Below are 16013 nucleotides of genomic sequence, written 5' to 3'. Positions count from 1 at the left end.
ACCATGTCCGACATCCTGCGCAAGATCGAGGCTTACAAGCGCGACGAGATCGCGGCGGCCAAGGCACGCGTGCCATTGGCCGAGATCAAGGCACGGGCGACGGATGCCGACGCGCCGCGCGGCTTTCTTTCCGCCCTTGAGACTAGGCGCAAATCCGGCGGGTTCGCGCTGATTGCCGAAATCAAGAAAGCTAGCCCATCCAAAGGCCTGATCCGCGCCGATTTCGATCCGCCGGCGCTGGCCAAGGCCTATGCGAAAGGCGGTGCCGCCTGCCTTTCGGTGCTGACCGACACACCCTCTTTCCAAGGCGCGCCCGAATTCCTCACCGCTGCGCGCGCTGCCGTCGAGTTGCCTACCTTACGCAAGGATTTCCTGTTCGACCCCTATCAGGTCTACGAGGCCAGGGCATGGGGCGCCGATGCCATCCTGATCATTATGGCCAGCGTCGACGACGCGTTGGCAAGAGAACTCGAAGCGATAGCTTTCGGGCTCGGCATGGACGCGCTGGTCGAAGTGCATGACGAGGCGGAAATGGAACGTGCGCTGCGGCTGTCGTCGCGGCTGATCGGCATCAACAACCGCAATCTCCGGACCTTCGAAACCAGCCTCGAGACCTCGGAACGGCTGGTAGCGATGGTACCGAGCGGCCGCCTTCTAGTCAGTGAGAGCGGGATCTTTTCGCATGACGATTGCCGCCGGCTGGAGCGGAGCGGCATCGCTACTTTCCTGGTCGGCGAGAGCCTGATGCGTCAACAGGACGTGGCCGCGGCAACGCGCCTGCTGTTGACGGGCAAGGCGCCGGCAGAGGCGATCTGAGATGGCGGCCGCCCTCACCCATCTTGGCGCGCAGGGCGAAGCCAACATGGTCGATGTCGGCGACAAGGCTGAGACGGTGCGCACGGCAGTCGCGGAAGGTTTTGTCGCGATGCGGCCCGAGACGCTGGACATGATCCTCGCCGGCGACGCCAAGAAGGGCGACGTGCTGGGCACCGCGCGCATTGCCGGCATCATGGCGGCCAAGAAGACGCATGAACTGATCCCGCTCTGCCATCCGCTGCTGCTGACCAGGATATCTGTCGACATCGAGCCGGACGTCGCACTGCCCGGCCTGAAGGTGACGGCATTGACCCGCGTCACCGGCAAAACCGGCGTTGAGATGGAGGCCCTGAGCGCCGTCTCGGTCGCTTGCCTGACCATCTACGACATGGCCAAGGCGGTCGACCGCGCAATGGTCATCTCCGGCATCAGGCTGGTTGAAAAGACCGGCGGCAAATCCGGCGACTACAAGATCACCGGGGCCACCGAGGCAGGCCGCTAATGGCGCTGGTCCCAGTTGCCGAGGCGCTCGAGCGCCTGCTGGACGGAGCAGTTGCACTGCCGGGCGAACGCGTCGCGCTGCTGGATGCCGCCGACCGCGTGCTGGCGGAGCCGGTTGTGGCGCTCCGCACCCAGCCGCCGTTCAACGCCTCCGCCATGGACGGCTATGCCGTGCGGGCGGCCGACATCGCGTCCCTACCGGCAAGGCTTTCGGTGATCGGCATGGCGCCGGCCGGACGCGGCTTTGCCGGAACGGTGCAGCAGCGGCAGGCCGTGCGCATCTTTACCGGCGCGCCGCTTCCCGAAGGCACCGACACTATCGTTATCCAGGAGAACGTCCGCGACCTCGGCGGCGGCAGCGTCGAAGTGACAGAGCCGACGGTGCAGGGGCGCAACATCCGCCGCCTTGGGCTCGATTTCGCCAAGGGCGATGTCCTGCTGCCCAAAGGCCGCCTGCTCGATTCGGCCGCCTTGTCGCTGGCGGCATCGGCCAATCACCCCGAGGTCGGCGTGGTCAAACGGCCGCTGGTCGCCATCATCGCCACCGGCGACGAATTGCTGCCGCCGGGCAGCGAGCTTGGCCCCGACCAGATCATCTCCTCTAACGCCTATGGTGTCGCTGCCGCCGCACAGTCGGTCGGTGCGCGGGCGCTCGACCTCGGTATCGCGCCGGACCGCAGGGAGGCGATCGCGGCATTGGTTGAAAAGGCCGTGAAGGCTGGCGCGAACGTCATCGTCACACTGGGCGGTGCCTCGGTCGGCGACCACGACTTCGTCCATGACGTGCTGACCGGGCAAGGCATGACGCTCGATTTCTGGAAGATCGCCATGCGACCGGGCAAGCCGCTGATGTTCGGGTGGCTGGGCGACATTCGCTGCATCGGCTTGCCCGGCAACCCCGTGGCGAGCCTGGTCTGCGCTCAGCTCTTCCTGAAGCCGCTGCTGGCGCGCCTCGGCGGCCGCGCCTTTCAGCAGGATATCCGTCGGGCACGGCTCGGTGCTGCCATGCCGGCCAACGATCTCAGGCAAGATTATGTGCGGGCTGTTGTCACAGACGACGCCGGTGCGCTGGTGGCGACGCCGTTCGGCATCCAGGATTCCTCGATGCTGAAAATGCTGGCCGATGCCAACGGGCTGATCGTCCGCGCGCCGTTCGCGCCTGCTGCGGCGGCGGGCTCCCCCTGCGACGTGCTGATGCTACGCTGAACCTGCCTCACTCCGAGGTCAAGGTCCGGGTCAGCGGATGGTCTGGATCGGCCAAACCGTCGATGATGTTGAAATGATGCCGGTCGGGCTCGACTACGGAGCTGGTCGCGGCACCCAGGCCGATCCAGATGTTGGCCAGCAACGCGCTCTGGCGCAGGAATTCGGCGCGCTCGCCGCCGCCGGCCCAGCAGGTCAGGCGGGCCTTTTCCATCGGGCGCAGCAGCACCGGACTTTCGGCCTGCGCCTCGGCCTCATCGATCGCCAGCGTCTCGTTCATGCCGGTGCGCATGATCGGGCGCAAATCATGCACCCCCGAGATCGACACCACGTGACGAACGCGCCGGACCACTTCGGGCGCCAGCGGCGTCGTCCTCGTAACCATCCGGCTAACAAGATGGCCGCCGGCCGAGTGCCCGGTCAGCATCAGCGGCCCTGCGACCATCGCCGCCGCCTTGCCTATCGCCGCGCCGACTTCCTTGACGATGCTGCCAATGCGTATCTGCGGACAGAGCGTGTAGGACGGCATGGCAACTGCATAGCCGCGATCAACAGCGCCCGCGGCAAGATGTGACCAGAAACTCTTGTCGAATGCCATCCAGTAGCCGCCATGGACGAACACCACGACCCCCTTCGGCTTGGTGGCCGGCAGGAAAAGATCGAGCCGGTTGCGTGGGTTGTCGCCATAGGCCAGGTCGAGCCGCGCCCTGCCCTCGGTCAAAAGCGCGTCGCGGAAAACCTGCGCGGGCTCGACCCAGGCCGCCGGCCAGCGATCGCTGCCGGCTATGTTGGCGCCGTTGGCATAGGCGTTGTCCCAATCGGCAATGTGACGTTCGAACACCCTGCGCCCTCCCTGGCAATATGGCCTTGCAACCTGGCCGCGAGCATCGCGCGGCGCGTCGTCGCCAGCCTCACGATTCCAGCTCTCGCATCGATCTCAAGTGACAGCCGCCTTGATGGCGAAGCGCGCATCCTTCCACGCACCGGTGCGCAGGATGTCCTCAAGCACTTCGACGGCCTGCCAGACATCGGCATAGCCGACATAGAGCGGGGTGAAGCCGAAGCGCATGGTCGATGGCGCGCGAAAATCGCCGATCACGCCACGTTCGATCAGCGCGCGCATGATCTGGTAGCCATGCTCATGCATGAATGAAATCTGGCTGCCGCGTTTTTCCCCATCGCGCGTGCTTTCGAGCGTGAGGCCGTAAGTGCCGCACTTTGCCTCGACAAGCTCGATGAACAGATCGGCCAGTGCGATGCTCTTCTTGCGCACCGCCGTCATGTCGACATCGTCCCAGATGTCGAGCGCGCCCTTCAGCGTGCGCATCGAAAGGATCGGCTGGGTGCCGCACAGAAACCGGCGGATGCCGGTGCCGGCCGCATAGCCTGGCTCGAAGGAGAAGGGCCGTGCATGGCCCCACCAGCCGGTGAGCGGCTGCTGAATGTCGGCAAGATGCCGCTCAGCCGCATAGATGAAGGCAGGCGCGCCCGGGCCGCCATTCAGATATTTATAGGTGCAGCCAACGGCAAAATCGGCGTTGGCTTTGTCGAGCTCGACTGGCATCGCGCCGGCGGTGTGGCAGAGATCCCAGACGATCATCGCCCCGGCTTCCTGGGCCCTGCGCGTCAGCGCCGGCATGTCGCGCAGTTCGCCCGATTTGTAGTTGACGTGGTTGACCAGCACCACGGCGGTGCGATCGTCGATCAGCTCCTCGATGGTCGGCGCGTCGACCGCCGAGAGGCGCAGCAGCGCATCTTTTCGCGTCGAAACCACACCCTCAGCCATGTAGAGGTCTGTCGGAAAACTATCGCCCTCGGCGACGATGACCTGCCGCTCCGGTCGCATGGCCATGGCGGCGTGCAGCAGCTTGTAGATGTTGACCGACGTCGTATCGCAGACCACCGTCTGGCCGACCGCGGCACCGATCAGGCGCCCTAGCTGGTCGCCAAGTTCAAGCGGCATGTTGAACCAGCCGGCCGTGTTCCATGCGCGGATGACATCATGCGACCATTCTTCGGTCGCGGCCTTGTACAATTCATCGAAAGCGGCACGTGAAGCAGCTCCTAGCGAATTGCCGTCGAGATAGATCACTCCTTGCGGCAAGACAAAGCGGTCGCGCATCGCGCCCAGCGGATCCGCGGCATCCATCGCCTTTACGGCCACGAGATCGGGAATTCCCGTCATGATTTGCCTGCTCCCCCAAAAAATCCAACGCAACGCCGGACACGCATCAACTGTTCTTCTGTTCTTCCATTACCTGGTTGCGCGTGCAAGGCTCCACCGGCGAGAAGCAGCCTGACCAGGCGGTGGAAACCTGGAGTTAGCCCGAGGTTGGCGTTTTGAGTTCGTTTCGTTCACGGCGCATTGACCAAACCGCACAGTCGATAGGGGTTCACTTCCGTGCCCTTTGCCGACCGACGGCCGATGCCAGTACCGCCTTCTAGGAGGCCAGAACGGCGCAAATGAAAGCAGAATCAATGCGATGAGGCTCGCGGCGGCGAAAATACGGTACGCCGGTAGGGGACGTCGTTTGTTTCCCGAGCCTTAACGCATTCATTAAACTTTAAACAGTTGCGGAACACAACTGGAACAGATAGTGTCTGTTCTGGGTTTGTTTTCTGATTCTGTTGGGGGTCGCTATGCTGACACGCAAACAACACGAACTGCTTATGTTCATCCACGAAAGGTTGAAGGAAAGCGGTATCCCACCGTCCTTCGACGAGATGAAGGAAGCGCTCGACCTGGCTTCCAAATCCGGAATCCACCGACTGATTACGGCGCTGGAGGAGCGCGGCTTCATTCGCCGTTTGCCCAACCGGGCCCGTGCACTGGAGGTGCTACGCCTGCCTGACTCGATCGCCCCCGGCCTCAATGCGGCACGCAAGTTCTCGCCGAGTGTCATCCAGGGCAGTCTTGGGCAAGGTGCCCCTCGGCAGGGCAAGCCGACATCGTCGCGCGTCCCTGCAGCCGGCAATGACGACGATGTCGTCGCCGCCGTTTCGATCCCGGTGATGGGCCGCATCGCCGCCGGTGTGCCGATCGATGCTATCCAGCACCAGACGCATTCGATTTCGGTGCCGCCGGATATGATCATGGGCGGCGAGCATTATGCGCTCGAGGTCAAAGGCGATTCGATGATCGAGGCTGGCATTTTCGACGGCGACACGGTGATCATCCGCAATGCCGATACGGCGAGCCCCGGTGAGATCGTGGTGGCCCTGGTCGACGAGGAGGAAGCGACACTGAAGCGGTTCCGCCGCAAGGGCGCCTCGATCGCCCTGGAGGCCGCCAATCCGGCCTACGAGACGCGCATCTTTGGACCAGACAGGGTCAAGGTGCAGGGCAAGCTCGTTGGGCTGATCCGCCGCTACTGAGTTGCGCCCTTGGTGCCGGCTTTTGGATTGTCGGCCCGGTATGGCGGCAGGCCGCGCGCCGCGCGTGAAAATTTCCGCTGCACGTGCCAGGGCCGGTATGATTTTTCGACGGCGAAGCGGATTTCGGCGCGTGTTGCCGCTTGTGGATCGAAATAGACGGCCGCACTTCCTGCGCGCGCCAGTTGCCGTTTTGTGACGACGAGGACCAGCCGGTCGTAGTAGCAGGGATTATGGGCGGTGGCGTCGTCGATGACGATCAAGCTGGCGAAGGCGCAGGCTGGCCGTGCGGTATCGCGATCCTTGGCTTGCGCAATGATCGCGCCGGATGGATGCCTGGCGAGGCAGAGACCGTCCGTGCAAATGAACGGCATGCCCGGCGGTAGGTCGGCCGGATCGGCAATGTCGAATTGCGGATCGTTCTTTCCAGGTGTTTCCGGCGCGACGATAGCCTCTGATGTGAGCGCGCGTTTCCAGTTGTCGATGGTGAACTCATTCGGGCGTGCCCGGTTGACCGCGAGCTCACCGCTGCCGATCGGCAGCGCGACCAGCCGTGCGTCCTCCGAGATCAATACGTCGGGTACGCGTGTCTGCGTTGTCGTCAGCAAGCCGGCGAGCGCAAAAGGAAGTGCCGCCAGCCGCAACCAGGTCGTCGCCATGCTGGCAATGACGAGGGCGATCGTCACCAGAAGGACGGATCTCAGCGAAATCAGCCCGACCGCATCGATCGGCGAGCGCTCCGAGATCCACCCGGACAGGGCGATCATCGCCGTCAGCCCCTTGCCCATCACGTATAGGAAAGGCCCATCCGCGCCGAACGGCATCGCCAGCGCACTGAGGACGGCGAAGGGCATGACGACCAGTGAGACGATGGGCATGATGGCCAGATTGGCGAACAGGCTGAGCGGCGCCACGCGCTGGAAATGCCATATGGCGAAAAGCGCCGTGGCGCTCCCTGCAATGATCGAGGTCATCGCCAGGCCGCCCATGCCCAGCAGGACCTTTCGCGTGGCGAGGCGTAGCGGCGACCGCCGCGGCGGCGGCGTGGTGGCCCTGCCGGCGCGGTAGTCGGACCAGCCGGCATAGGCGCCGACAAGGGCCGCCGTCGCGGCGAAGGACATCTGGAAGCTCGGACCGACCACCTCGTGTGGCGACACCAGAATGACCGCGATGGCCGAGATCGCCAGGTTGCGCATGGTGAGCGCGGCCCGGTCGAACAGCACGGCGATAAGCATCACCGCCAGCATGATGAAGCTGCGTTCGGCCGCTACCACAATGCCGGAAAAGACGAGGTAGGCCGCAATCGAAAAAAGCGCGGCGGCCGCGGCATATTTCTTGACCGGCCGTCGCGATGAGAAATCGGGAAACAGCGCAAAGGCGCCGCGTAGCAGCGCCATGATGGTGCCGGCGACCAACGCCATATGCAGCCCCGAGATAGAGATGATGTGATAAATGCCTGTACGCCGCATCGCTTCGTTGATCTCCTCGGGAATGCCTGCGCGCACGCCGACGATCAGCGCAGCAGCAATCTCGCCCTCGGCGCCGCCGATGCGGCTGCGGATATGGTCGGCGATGGATTCGCGCGCGTCTTCGATCGCGGAAGAAAGCCGCGCGGCAAGCGGCATGCTGCTCGACGACACGACTTTCGGATTGCCGAGAAAAAAGCCGCTGCCGCCGATACCGGCGAAATAGCTGTCGAAGGAGAAATCATAGCTGTCGGGCCGCACCGGGCCGGTCGGCGGCAGCAGCCGCACATAGCCGGTGATCTCGGAACCGGCGGCCAGCTCATCCGGTATCTTCATCGCCGAAACGCGGACCCGTTCCGGCATGTAGCGCAGCGTCGGCCTGGCGGTTGAGATCACATCGATTGTCAGCCGGATGCGGCCGCTAGCCATGGGTTCGTACGATACGACGCGACCCGTCAGCCGCGTCGAGATTTCAGAACCGAGCACATGCGTCCCGACACGCCAGGTCTCGAACTTGGCGGCAAGCACGCCAAGCACGCAGAACAACGCCACCATGAAGCACAGGCGGGCTCTGGGCCAAGAGCGCGAGACGACGGCACAAAGGGCCGCGAGGAGCACGAGTGCGATCGGCTGTGGAAAGGCCGGCTCCACCGCCATCGCGAAATACACGACCACCCCGCATGCGAGGAACACCGGCACCAGCAGGAAGGCGATGCCACGGTCGAGTTCCAGGCCGGCCGCCGAGGTTACGCTGTTGCGGATACGGGACGGTGACGAGAGGCGGAAACGCCTGGGCAGGCGTACGATGGGCTCGCCCGCGGGCACGAGAACCGTTGCTGGGTCGCTGGCCGGCAGCGACGGAGCATCGAAGCGCGGAGCGGGTAGCAATGCCGGTGCCGGCAGGACAGGCGGGGGAGCGGCAAACAGCAAGCGTTCGCTGACGCCGCTGCCAACGTCCTCGCCCTCGCCCGCACCACGGCCTCGCACAGCCATCGGGTCTGCCCCTTGCGCCCTCGACCTCCTATGCTACATGAACGCGCAACGCGCGAAAGTCCGCGCAACAACATTCGCTTCCTACGCCCGCCTGGGTCGCTTCCTTTATCTTCACCGCGCCTCGCGTTCGGCAGGGTAGCCCGCCGGGCTCTCGGCCCGACTTCATCGGCCGGTTTCAACCTGACGACAGCCCTCTTAGCTGACCTCCGTGACCGGCTCGCTGGCGTCTTAGTCGAGCAGCTTGGCTGGTCCGCCTTCATCGACTGCTACGACCGGCCGAAACCCTGTTCTAGCTTGACCCGCCCTATTTCGGCAGCGACGGCGACTACGCCAAGGAGCTTTTCGGCGGTGACCAGTTCGAGGCAATCGCGACCAGACTGTCTGTCAATCAACGACGTGCCGGAGATCCGCGCGGCCTTCCGGGCCAACAGCATCGAAGAGGTTCAACTGCTCTACAGCCTGGCTGGCGGCAAGGGGACAGCCGCGCGAGATTTGATTATAAGCGGCAGTCGATATTAGAGAGGGAGCGGATGACCGAAAAGGAAGAGACCGAGAAATCGGCACGATCTGGGTGGGTGGTATTCGGGTTTGCGGCAACCGCAGTTTATTTCACGGCATTGGGCTCGATCCTAGGCAATAGCGGGCCGGATAGCCTTTTGCCAATCAACAAGGCCAGCCTCGCGCTAAACACATTCGGCGATTTTGTCGCAGGGATCTGCGCTCCACTTGCCTTTCTTTGGTTGTTCGTGGCCACCATGGTCCAGTCACAAGAGCTTGCTCTGCAACGGCAGGAACTGCGGCTGACGAGGAGGGAGTTCGAACTCAATCGAGACATTTTAAAACAACAGGCAGAAGAGGCCCGCGCCCAAGCCGCATTCATAGGCAAACAGACACAACTCCTGGAAGGCGCCGAGGTAGATCGGTTGATCGATACGCACCAAGCCGCCTTTATTCGCCGGTATCGCAAAGTGGGTGGACGTACGATAATGGTTGGCGAAGCTGACGACGAGGACAGGCAGATGATCCAAATAGGGGTTCAATCTTCAGATCCCCTGAATTTCGTCGGGGCGGCCACAGATGTCCGGGTGATCGCCTCACAACTTCGCCGCGCCAAAAATAAATCTCCTGACAAAGTAGCTTATTTTTCTAAGCCACACTTTCAGCCACTCGGAGATGCGCTCAATGAAATTGCGGAGATGATGGACCGCTCATCGCCAACCATGAAAGCCAAGCTCAAGGAAGCCAACTTCGCTACCGCTGTGGCCGCTGCGGATTACCTTCTCGCCCAGTGCGTGGATTACCCCAAGAACTTAAAGTTAAATGATCGCCTCTAAACACTCTGGCAGCTATTCAGCGCACGCTAACTGAATCGCAGTTGGTTTGCCGGCTAGATGGTGCCTTTAGTCCTCGGGCGGGATATTCCACGTTTTTAATTCGGCTTGCAGGCTGCTAATCTCGTGCTTTCGTTCCGGTGGGGCCTGGAGACGCACAATCTCAAGTTTCCCTTGCCATCCATGCCGAATAGCCAACAGGAACCGTCGTCGATCCCCAGTTGCGGACTGCAATTCTTCCGCGAGGTTCGTCAAACGCATTCGGCATTTGTTCAATTGCATATCGAGGTCGCCAACCACCCCAGAAATTAGGTGCTGTCCGATAAGACAAGCACGGCGTCCGTGTTTTTTCATTTGGTTGGTCGTCGAGCGTAATTCCATCAAGAGCACTCCCAAGGACGTCTGCACTTTCTCTTGAGGCGTCTCTGGAAATTCTTCATGCAGGCTATTGAAGTGCAGCGCGGAGATGTGCCCGGCGATCTTCTGGTCAGAGAACGAAACTGGCTCCCAGCTGTGTGCAAATTCGTTCCTAATCCGCCGAAGCCTCTCCAGATCGTCGTACTGGGGCTTTGTCACCAATCCCAGAGAGTAGGCCATTTTGATTCGTGCTGACAGCGTTCCAAGAGGGGCGTTGAACCCTTCAAGGAGTGTCGATGCTGGCGCGCCCTCAATTAGAAATGCCGCTATAAGATCGCCGAGCGCTTCTTCTGCGAAAGCTGCGAGCGCGAGAACCAATCCACGCTCGTCAAGCGTGCCCATGATTTGATTAAGGCGATTGAGGTCCCCAAAGACCTCATCTTCTTTCGCTTTCTCTTCAGCTTTGTCGTTCATCTGGCCTTTGAAATCCTGGTTTTCCGCCTTTCGCTGACACGCGCCGCCTCGCGCATAGTCGGCGCGAGGCTGCTATCGTGCGGTGAAGCTGGCGGCGGTCTGACGGTACGCCAAAACGGAGCTCAAACACCGAAAATTCCCGCCTTTGACGATAATGAGCTAACTCCGATCTGCTGCCAAGTGAAGTTGCCCGGAGGTGCCAAACGATTGCGCGCTACACGGCAGGACGGGAACCGATGCGGCAAACAGCAAGCGTTCGCTGACGCCGCTGCCAGCGTCCTCGCCCTCGCCCGCACCACGGCCTCGCACAGCCATCGGGTCTGCCCCTTGCGCCCTCGACCTCCTATGCTACATGAACGCGCAACGCGCGAAAGTCCGCAAACCCACTTCCTTCGCCCGCCTGAGAGTTCCATGCCCGATAAGGTCGTCACCCGTTTTGCCCCCTCGCCCACCGGCTATCTGCACATTGGCGGCGCGCGCACGGCGCTGTTCAACTGGCTGTACGCCAAGCATACGGGCGGCACGATGCTGCTGCGTATAGAGGATACCGACCGTGAGCGGTCGACGGATGCGGCGACGGCAGCCATTCTCGACGGACTTTCCTGGCTCGGACTCACCTGGGACGGCGCGCCTGTCTCGCAGTTCGAGCGCGCGCCGCGCCATCGCGAGGTGGCCGAGGAGCTGGTGCGCGTGGGCAAGGCCTATTACTGCTACGCGACGCCGGCGGAGCTGGAGGCGATGCGCGAGGCAGCGCGAGCCAAGGGGCTTCCGCCCCGCTATGATGGACGCTGGCGCGACCGCGACCCGTCGGAGGCGCCGCCCGGCGCCAAGGGGGCGATCCGCATCAAGGCGTCGACAGACGGCGAGACGGTGGTGCATGACCGCGTCCAGGGCGACGTGCGCTTTCCCAACAAGGATCTCGACGATTTCATTATTCTGCGCTCGGATGGCAATCCCACCTACATGCATGCCGTCGTCGTCGACGATCACGACATGGGCATCACCCACATCATCCGCGGCGACGATCATTTGACCAACGCGGCACGCCAGACCGTAATCTATCAGGCCATGGGCTGGGAGGTGCCGTCGATGTCGCATATCCCGCTGATCCACGGTGCCGACGGCGCCAAGCTGTCGAAGCGGCACGGTGCGCTTGGCGTCGAAGCCTATCGCGCTATGGGCTACCTGCCGGAGGCGCTGCTCAACTATCTGGCGAGGCTTGGCTGGAGCCACGGCGACGATGAGATCATGTCGATCGCCGACATGATTGCATGGTTCGACATTGGCGACGTCAACAAGGGCGCCGCCCGTTTCGACTTCGCCAAGCTCGAGGCGCTTAACGGCGTGCATATGCGCCGGATGAACGACGCGGCGCTGCTCGACATCTTCATCGCCACTCTGCCCTATCTTGAAGGCGGCCCGGCAATCGCCGCGCGCCTCGACGACAGACGCAGGGCGCAACTGCTTGCCGCTTTGCCGGGCCTGAAGGAGCGCGCCAAGACGCTGGTCGAACTTGTTGAAGGGGCTGCATTCCTTTTCGTCGAGCGGCCGCTGCCGGTCGACGAGAAGGCGGCGGCGCTGCTCAGCGGTGAGGCGCGCGCGATCCTGCGGGGCGCTCATGCGGCACTAGCCACGGTTTCGGAGTGGTCTGCCGCCTCAGCCGAAGCCGCGATCCGCGACTATGCGCAGGCCGCCGGCCATAAACTCGGCGCCGTGGCCCAACCTTTGCGCGCCGCGGTCACCGGCAAAAGTACCTCGCCAGGTGTCTTTGATGTGCTTGCCGTGCTTGGCCGCGAGGAAAGCCTGGCGCGGATCGCTGATCAAATCGATTAGCAAACTGGCCTAAGAAGATTGGCATTGAAAGGTGTGTTTCGCAGTGCAACATTGGGTCTTGGCCTAATCTGCCGCGCAGATTCAATTGCGGGCGCAAATGTGCGTATTCCGATGCTTTTGACGTGTTGGGTTCAGATATTTTGCCTTTGCCGGCCTGAGGAAACAAAAAGGAGTTTGCTATGACCGAACCTGCGACAAAAATGGAATTTGGCGGCAAAACCCAGGCATCGACGGCCAAGCTGGAACTCGGCGGCAAAACCCATGAATTCAAGATACGAAGTGGTTCGGTAGGACCTGACGTCATCGACATCGGTTCGCTCTACAACACCGCCGGCATCTTTACCTACGATCCCGGCTTTACGTCGACGGCGAGCTGCGAATCGGAAATCACCTTCATCGATGGCGATGCCGGCATTCTTTTGCACCGCGGCTACCCGATCGACCAACTGGCCGAGCACGGCGACTTCCTCGAAGTCTGCTATCTCTTGCTCTATGGTGAACTGCCGACCAAGGCGCAGAAGGACGATTTCGACTACCGGGTGACGCGCCACACCATGGTGCATGAGCAGATGTCGCGCTTTTTCACCGGCTTCCGCCGTGATGCGCATCCGATGGCGGTGATGTGCGGCGTGGTCGGCGCACTGTCGGCCTTCTATCACGATTCCACCGACATCTCGGATCCTTATCAACGCATGGTCGCCTCAATGCGGCTGATCGCCAAGATGCCGACAATCGCGGCGATGGCGTACAAATACCACATCGGCCAGCCGTTCATCTATCCGAAGAACGAGCTGAATTTCGCAGCCAACTTCCTGCATATGTGCTTCGCCGTGCCTTGCGAGGAATACAAGATCAATCCGGTGCTGGCGCGTGCGATGGAGCGCATCTTCATCCTGCACGCCGATCACGAACAGAACGCCTCGACTTCGACCGTCCGCCTGGCCGGCTCGTCGGGCGCCAATCCCTTTGCCTGTATCGCTGCCGGCATCGCCTGCCTGTGGGGTCCTGCACATGGCGGCGCCAACGAGGCAGCCCTGAACATGCTGGGCGAGATCGGCCATGTCGATCACATCCCGGAATTCATTGCGCGCGCCAAGGATAAGAACGATCCGTTCCGATTGATGGGCTTTGGCCACCGCGTTTACAAGAACTACGATCCGCGCGCCAAGATTATGCAGAAAACCGCGCACGAAGTCCTGGGCGAGCTCGGCATCAAGGACGATCCGCTGCTCGACATCGCCATGGAGCTGGAAAAGATCGCACTGACCGATTCCTATTTCATCGAGAAGAAGCTCTACCCCAACGTCGATTTTTATTCCGGCATCACCCTTAAGGCGCTGGGCTTCCCCACCACCATGTTCACCGTACTGTTCGCGGTCGCCCGCACCGTCGGCTGGATCGCGCAGTGGAAGGAGATGATCGAGGATCCGCACCAGAAGATCGGTCGCCCGCGCCAGCTCTATACCGGCGCGCCGGAACGGGATTACGTGCCGATCGCGAAGCGGTGAAGGTAGCGAGTAGCGAGTAGCGAGTAGCGAGTAGTAGCTGAAGCAGCTTGGCCGTTACCGCCAGCACCATTTCCTACTCGCTATTCACCATTCACCACTTCCTCACCATCCCCGTCACCACCCCCGCAGCAATCTCGCCTGACGGCGTGGCGGTTGCCATACGCCCGGCAATGTCGGCAAAACCGTGCTTCTGCCAGGTGCGGTAGGCGGTATCGGAGAACAGCGCTTCCAGTTGCCGCGCCAGATAATGCGGCCGCACATATTGATTGTAGTGTTCCGGCACAATCGGCCGGTCGGCAATGAGATTGGGCAAGGCTGCGCTCCATACTTTGATCAGCGGCTGCGCCATGCGCATGACCGGATCGAGCCGGTAGCAGGAGATCATCGGCACACCTGCCAGTGCAAGTTCCAGCGATACCGTCCCCGACGCGATCAGCGCCGCATCCGCCTTGCCGAAGGCCTGCCATTTGCGTTCGGCATCAAGGATGATCTCCGGCTTCTCGTCCCAGCTCGCAACCGAGGTCCTGACCAGATCGGCGACGTGCGGGACCGTCGGCAACAGCAGGCGCAAGCGGTGCCCGCGCGCCCGCAGGATCGACACCGTCTCGCCGAACGGCCCGACCAGGCGTCGCACCTCGCCGCGACGCGAACCGGGCAATACAAGCAACGTTTTGACGTGATCTGCGGACAGGTCACGTGGCTGCGCCTGCGCCCTGGCGGCACCGACTATGCCCGGATCGTGTGCAAGGCGATGCCCGACATAGGTCCCGGGCGGCCCGCCCAGGCGAGCGAGTTCCTTCACCTCGAACGGCAGGATGCAAAGAATGTGATCGACATACGGTTTCATCGCCGCCGCCCTGCCCGGCCGCCAAGCCCACACGCTCGGGCAGACATAGTGAACGATCGGGATAGTCGGATCGGCGGCACGCACCTTTTTGGCGACGCGCAGCGAGAAATCCGGACTGTCGATGGTGATAAGGCAATCGGGCTTTTCACCGGCAATCGCGCTTGCCGTCTGGCCGATCCGCCGCATCAGGCGCGGCAGGTCGCGCAGGATAGCGCTAAGCCCCATCAGCGCGATCTCGCTGCCGTCGAACAATGGCGCCAGGCCGAGTGCCTGCAAATGGCGGCCGCCGATGCCGACAAGCCGAACGTCGCGCCCGGTCATGCGTTTTAACGCCTGCACAAGATCGGCACCAAGCAGGTCGCCGGACTCCTCGCCGGCGACGACGGCTATCTTCAACGGCCGCTCATTCGCCATGCGCCGGCTCCGCAGCAGGCAGCCCGATCACGAACAGGCCGAGCGCATTGGCACGCCCGATGGTGGCGGGACCTTCGAGCACCAGCGAGCGGCCGGCTTCTACGGCAATGCCGGCCAGTCCGGCGGCATGCGCCGCCTCGACGGTCAGCGGGCCAATGGAGGGCAGATCGGCACGCAGTTCCTGACCGGGCTTGGCGCATTTGACCAGGACACCGCGCGTCCGGCCAGCCAGCCTGCCGTGCCCGCGCAATTCCCTTGTCCGCTCGAGCAGCCCGTCAGTCCCTTCGACGCCTTCCAGCGCAATGGCGCGGCCGCCGACCGCAACAGCCGCTTGGCCGATATCCAGCGCGCCGATGGCTTTTGCCGCCGCGTGCGCTGCCTCGATGTCGCGCCAGTCGGCTTTGCGTGGCGCCGCCTTGGTCAGCAGGCCTTCGGCTGCGACCAGCTCCGGCACGATCTCGTGAGCGCCGACGACTTTGATGCCGCTGCGCTCGATCCTGCGCACGAACAATTTCAGCACCGTATCGTCTCCCCGGGTTACACCGACGAAGAGGCTGGGCAGCCAGGCGAGCAGGCCCAAATTGAGGCGCATGGCGCTCAGCCTGGGGCGGCGCGTGATATGACCCGCGGTCACCAGATGCGTAACGTGATGCCGCTTGAGGATCGGCACCAGCGAGCCGACGTCTTCCAGCCTCAAGACCACCTGCTCATATGGCTCGAAATCGGCTATGCGATCGACCTCGCCCGCCGCCATCACGATGAAGGGCAATTTGCCTTGCCGGGCGAGCGCTCGGGCAATTTCGACCGGGAGGCTGCCGCCGCCGGCGATGATGCCGACCTTGGCATCTGGCGCGAGATCAAGGCCCTTTCCGGCAGCCTCAATCTTCGTCATCTGCTC

The 16013-nt window shown here is 62.6% G+C and carries 13 protein-coding genes; 7 read left to right on the top strand and 6 right to left on the bottom strand.

The genetic code is table 11. From position 1 onward, the window contains the following. The first annotated feature begins 3 nt into the window (after positions 1-3). From trpC to NKI63_RS12225, 3 genes are read left to right on the top strand one after another with little or no spacing between them, the layout of a single operon-like run. A complete protein-coding gene (trpC, locus tag NKI63_RS12235; protein ID WP_352821652.1) occupies positions 4-816 on the top strand; it encodes an indole-3-glycerol phosphate synthase TrpC in 813 nt (270 codons plus the stop codon). Position 817: 1 nt separating this feature from the next. Then, a complete protein-coding gene (gene moaC, locus NKI63_RS12230; RefSeq protein ID WP_352821650.1) occupies positions 818-1318 on the top strand; it encodes a cyclic pyranopterin monophosphate synthase MoaC in 501 nt (166 codons plus the stop codon). Continuing rightward, a complete protein-coding gene (locus NKI63_RS12225) occupies positions 1318-2523 on the top strand; it encodes a molybdopterin molybdotransferase MoeA (protein WP_352821648.1) in 1206 nt (401 codons plus the stop codon). Before moaC ends, NKI63_RS12225 begins: the two co-directional genes overlap by 1 nt. Positions 2524-2530: 7 nt before the next feature. Here NKI63_RS12225 and NKI63_RS12220 read toward each other — a convergent pair whose 3' ends face one another. Beyond that, complete coding sequence (locus tag NKI63_RS12220; protein WP_352821646.1) at positions 2531-3361, bottom strand: hormone-sensitive lipase; 831 nt, start codon at positions 3359-3361, stop codon at positions 2531-2533. Positions 3362-3457: 96 nt separating this feature from the next. Further along, positions 3458-4705: a kynureninase gene (gene kynU, locus NKI63_RS12215; protein ID WP_352821643.1), complete on the bottom strand. Its 1248-nt coding sequence runs from the start codon at positions 4703-4705 to the stop codon at positions 3458-3460. 455 nt (positions 4706-5160) lie between these two features. Here kynU and lexA point away from each other — a divergent pair, with 455 nt between their 5' ends. Next, positions 5161-5895: a transcriptional repressor LexA gene (lexA, locus tag NKI63_RS12210; protein ID WP_023674949.1), complete on the top strand. Its 735-nt coding sequence runs from the start codon at positions 5161-5163 to the stop codon at positions 5893-5895. Here lexA and NKI63_RS12205 read toward each other — a convergent pair. Continuing rightward, a complete protein-coding gene (locus tag NKI63_RS12205) occupies positions 5889-8351 on the bottom strand; it encodes a ComEC/Rec2 family competence protein (protein WP_352821640.1) in 2463 nt (820 codons plus the stop codon). The genes lexA and NKI63_RS12205 overlap by 7 nt on opposite strands. Positions 8352-8881: 530 nt before the next feature. Between NKI63_RS12205 and NKI63_RS12200 the strand changes: the two genes are divergently transcribed. After that, positions 8882-9685 carry a hypothetical protein gene (locus NKI63_RS12200; RefSeq protein ID WP_352688328.1) on the top strand — a complete coding sequence of 268 codons (804 nt, stop codon included), beginning with the start codon at positions 8882-8884 and terminating at the stop codon, positions 9683-9685. A 66-nt stretch (positions 9686-9751) separates the two neighbouring features. On the opposite strand, the gene NKI63_RS12195 is transcribed toward NKI63_RS12200, so the two are convergent. Further along, positions 9752-10513, bottom strand: a complete 762-nt coding sequence (locus tag NKI63_RS12195) for an MltR family transcriptional regulator (RefSeq protein ID WP_352688326.1) — start codon at positions 10511-10513, stop codon at positions 9752-9754. 411 nt (positions 10514-10924) lie between these two features. Here NKI63_RS12195 and gltX point away from each other — a divergent pair, with 411 nt between their 5' ends. Together gltX and gltA are read left to right on the top strand one after the other, a co-directional pair. Next, entirely contained in the window at positions 10925-12346 is a 1422-nt protein-coding gene (gltX, locus tag NKI63_RS12190) for a glutamate--tRNA ligase (RefSeq protein ID WP_352688324.1), read from the top strand. Positions 12347-12525: 179 nt separating this feature from the next. Then, positions 12526-13854, top strand: coding sequence for a citrate synthase (gltA, locus tag NKI63_RS12185; protein ID WP_352688322.1), 1329 nt, complete (start codon positions 12526-12528; stop codon positions 13852-13854). 91 nt (positions 13855-13945) lie between these two features. On the opposite strand, the gene lpxB is transcribed toward gltA, so the two are convergent. Beyond that, positions 13946-15115, bottom strand: coding sequence for a lipid-A-disaccharide synthase (lpxB, locus tag NKI63_RS12180; RefSeq protein WP_352821635.1), 1170 nt, complete (start codon positions 15113-15115; stop codon positions 13946-13948). Next, positions 15105-16007: an LpxI family protein gene (locus NKI63_RS12175; RefSeq protein WP_502896085.1), complete on the bottom strand. Its 903-nt coding sequence runs from the start codon at positions 16005-16007 to the stop codon at positions 15105-15107. Before NKI63_RS12175 ends, lpxB begins: the two co-directional genes overlap by 11 nt. Positions 16008-16013: the final 6 nt, after the last annotated feature.

The sequence above is a fragment of the Mesorhizobium sp. M0410 genome (assembly GCF_040321435.1).
GTDB lineage: Bacteria > Pseudomonadota > Alphaproteobacteria > Rhizobiales > Rhizobiaceae > Mesorhizobium.
This window is presented reverse-complemented; position numbering and strand designations above follow the sequence as displayed.

Excerpts from the sequence above, each read along its gene's own strand:
- NKI63_RS12175 (WP_502896085.1), bottom strand. The coding sequence starts at position 16,007 with ATGACGAAGATTGAGGCTGCCGGAAAGGGCCTTGATCTCGCGCCAGAT.
- NKI63_RS12195 (WP_352688326.1), bottom strand. The coding sequence starts at position 10,513 with ATGAACGACAAAGCTGAAGAGAAAGCGAAAGAAGATGAGGTCTTTGGG.
- NKI63_RS12200 (WP_352688328.1), top strand. The coding sequence starts at position 8,882 with ATGACCGAAAAGGAAGAGACCGAGAAATCGGCACGATCTGGGTGGGTG.
- trpC (WP_352821652.1), top strand. The coding sequence starts at position 4 with ATGTCCGACATCCTGCGCAAGATCGAGGCTTACAAGCGCGACGAGATC.
- lpxB (WP_352821635.1), bottom strand. The coding sequence starts at position 15,115 with ATGGCGAATGAGCGGCCGTTGAAGATAGCCGTCGTCGCCGGCGAGGAG.
- gltA (WP_352688322.1), top strand. The coding sequence starts at position 12,526 with ATGACCGAACCTGCGACAAAAATGGAATTTGGCGGCAAAACCCAGGCA.
- NKI63_RS12225 (WP_352821648.1), top strand. The coding sequence starts at position 1,318 with ATGGCGCTGGTCCCAGTTGCCGAGGCGCTCGAGCGCCTGCTGGACGGA.
- NKI63_RS12205 (WP_352821640.1), bottom strand. The coding sequence starts at position 8,351 with ATGGCTGTGCGAGGCCGTGGTGCGGGCGAGGGCGAGGACGTTGGCAGC.
- moaC (WP_352821650.1), top strand. The coding sequence starts at position 818 with ATGGCGGCCGCCCTCACCCATCTTGGCGCGCAGGGCGAAGCCAACATG.
- lexA (WP_023674949.1), top strand. The coding sequence starts at position 5,161 with ATGCTGACACGCAAACAACACGAACTGCTTATGTTCATCCACGAAAGG.
- gltX (WP_352688324.1), top strand. The coding sequence starts at position 10,925 with ATGCCCGATAAGGTCGTCACCCGTTTTGCCCCCTCGCCCACCGGCTAT.
- kynU (WP_352821643.1), bottom strand. The coding sequence starts at position 4,705 with ATGACGGGAATTCCCGATCTCGTGGCCGTAAAGGCGATGGATGCCGCG.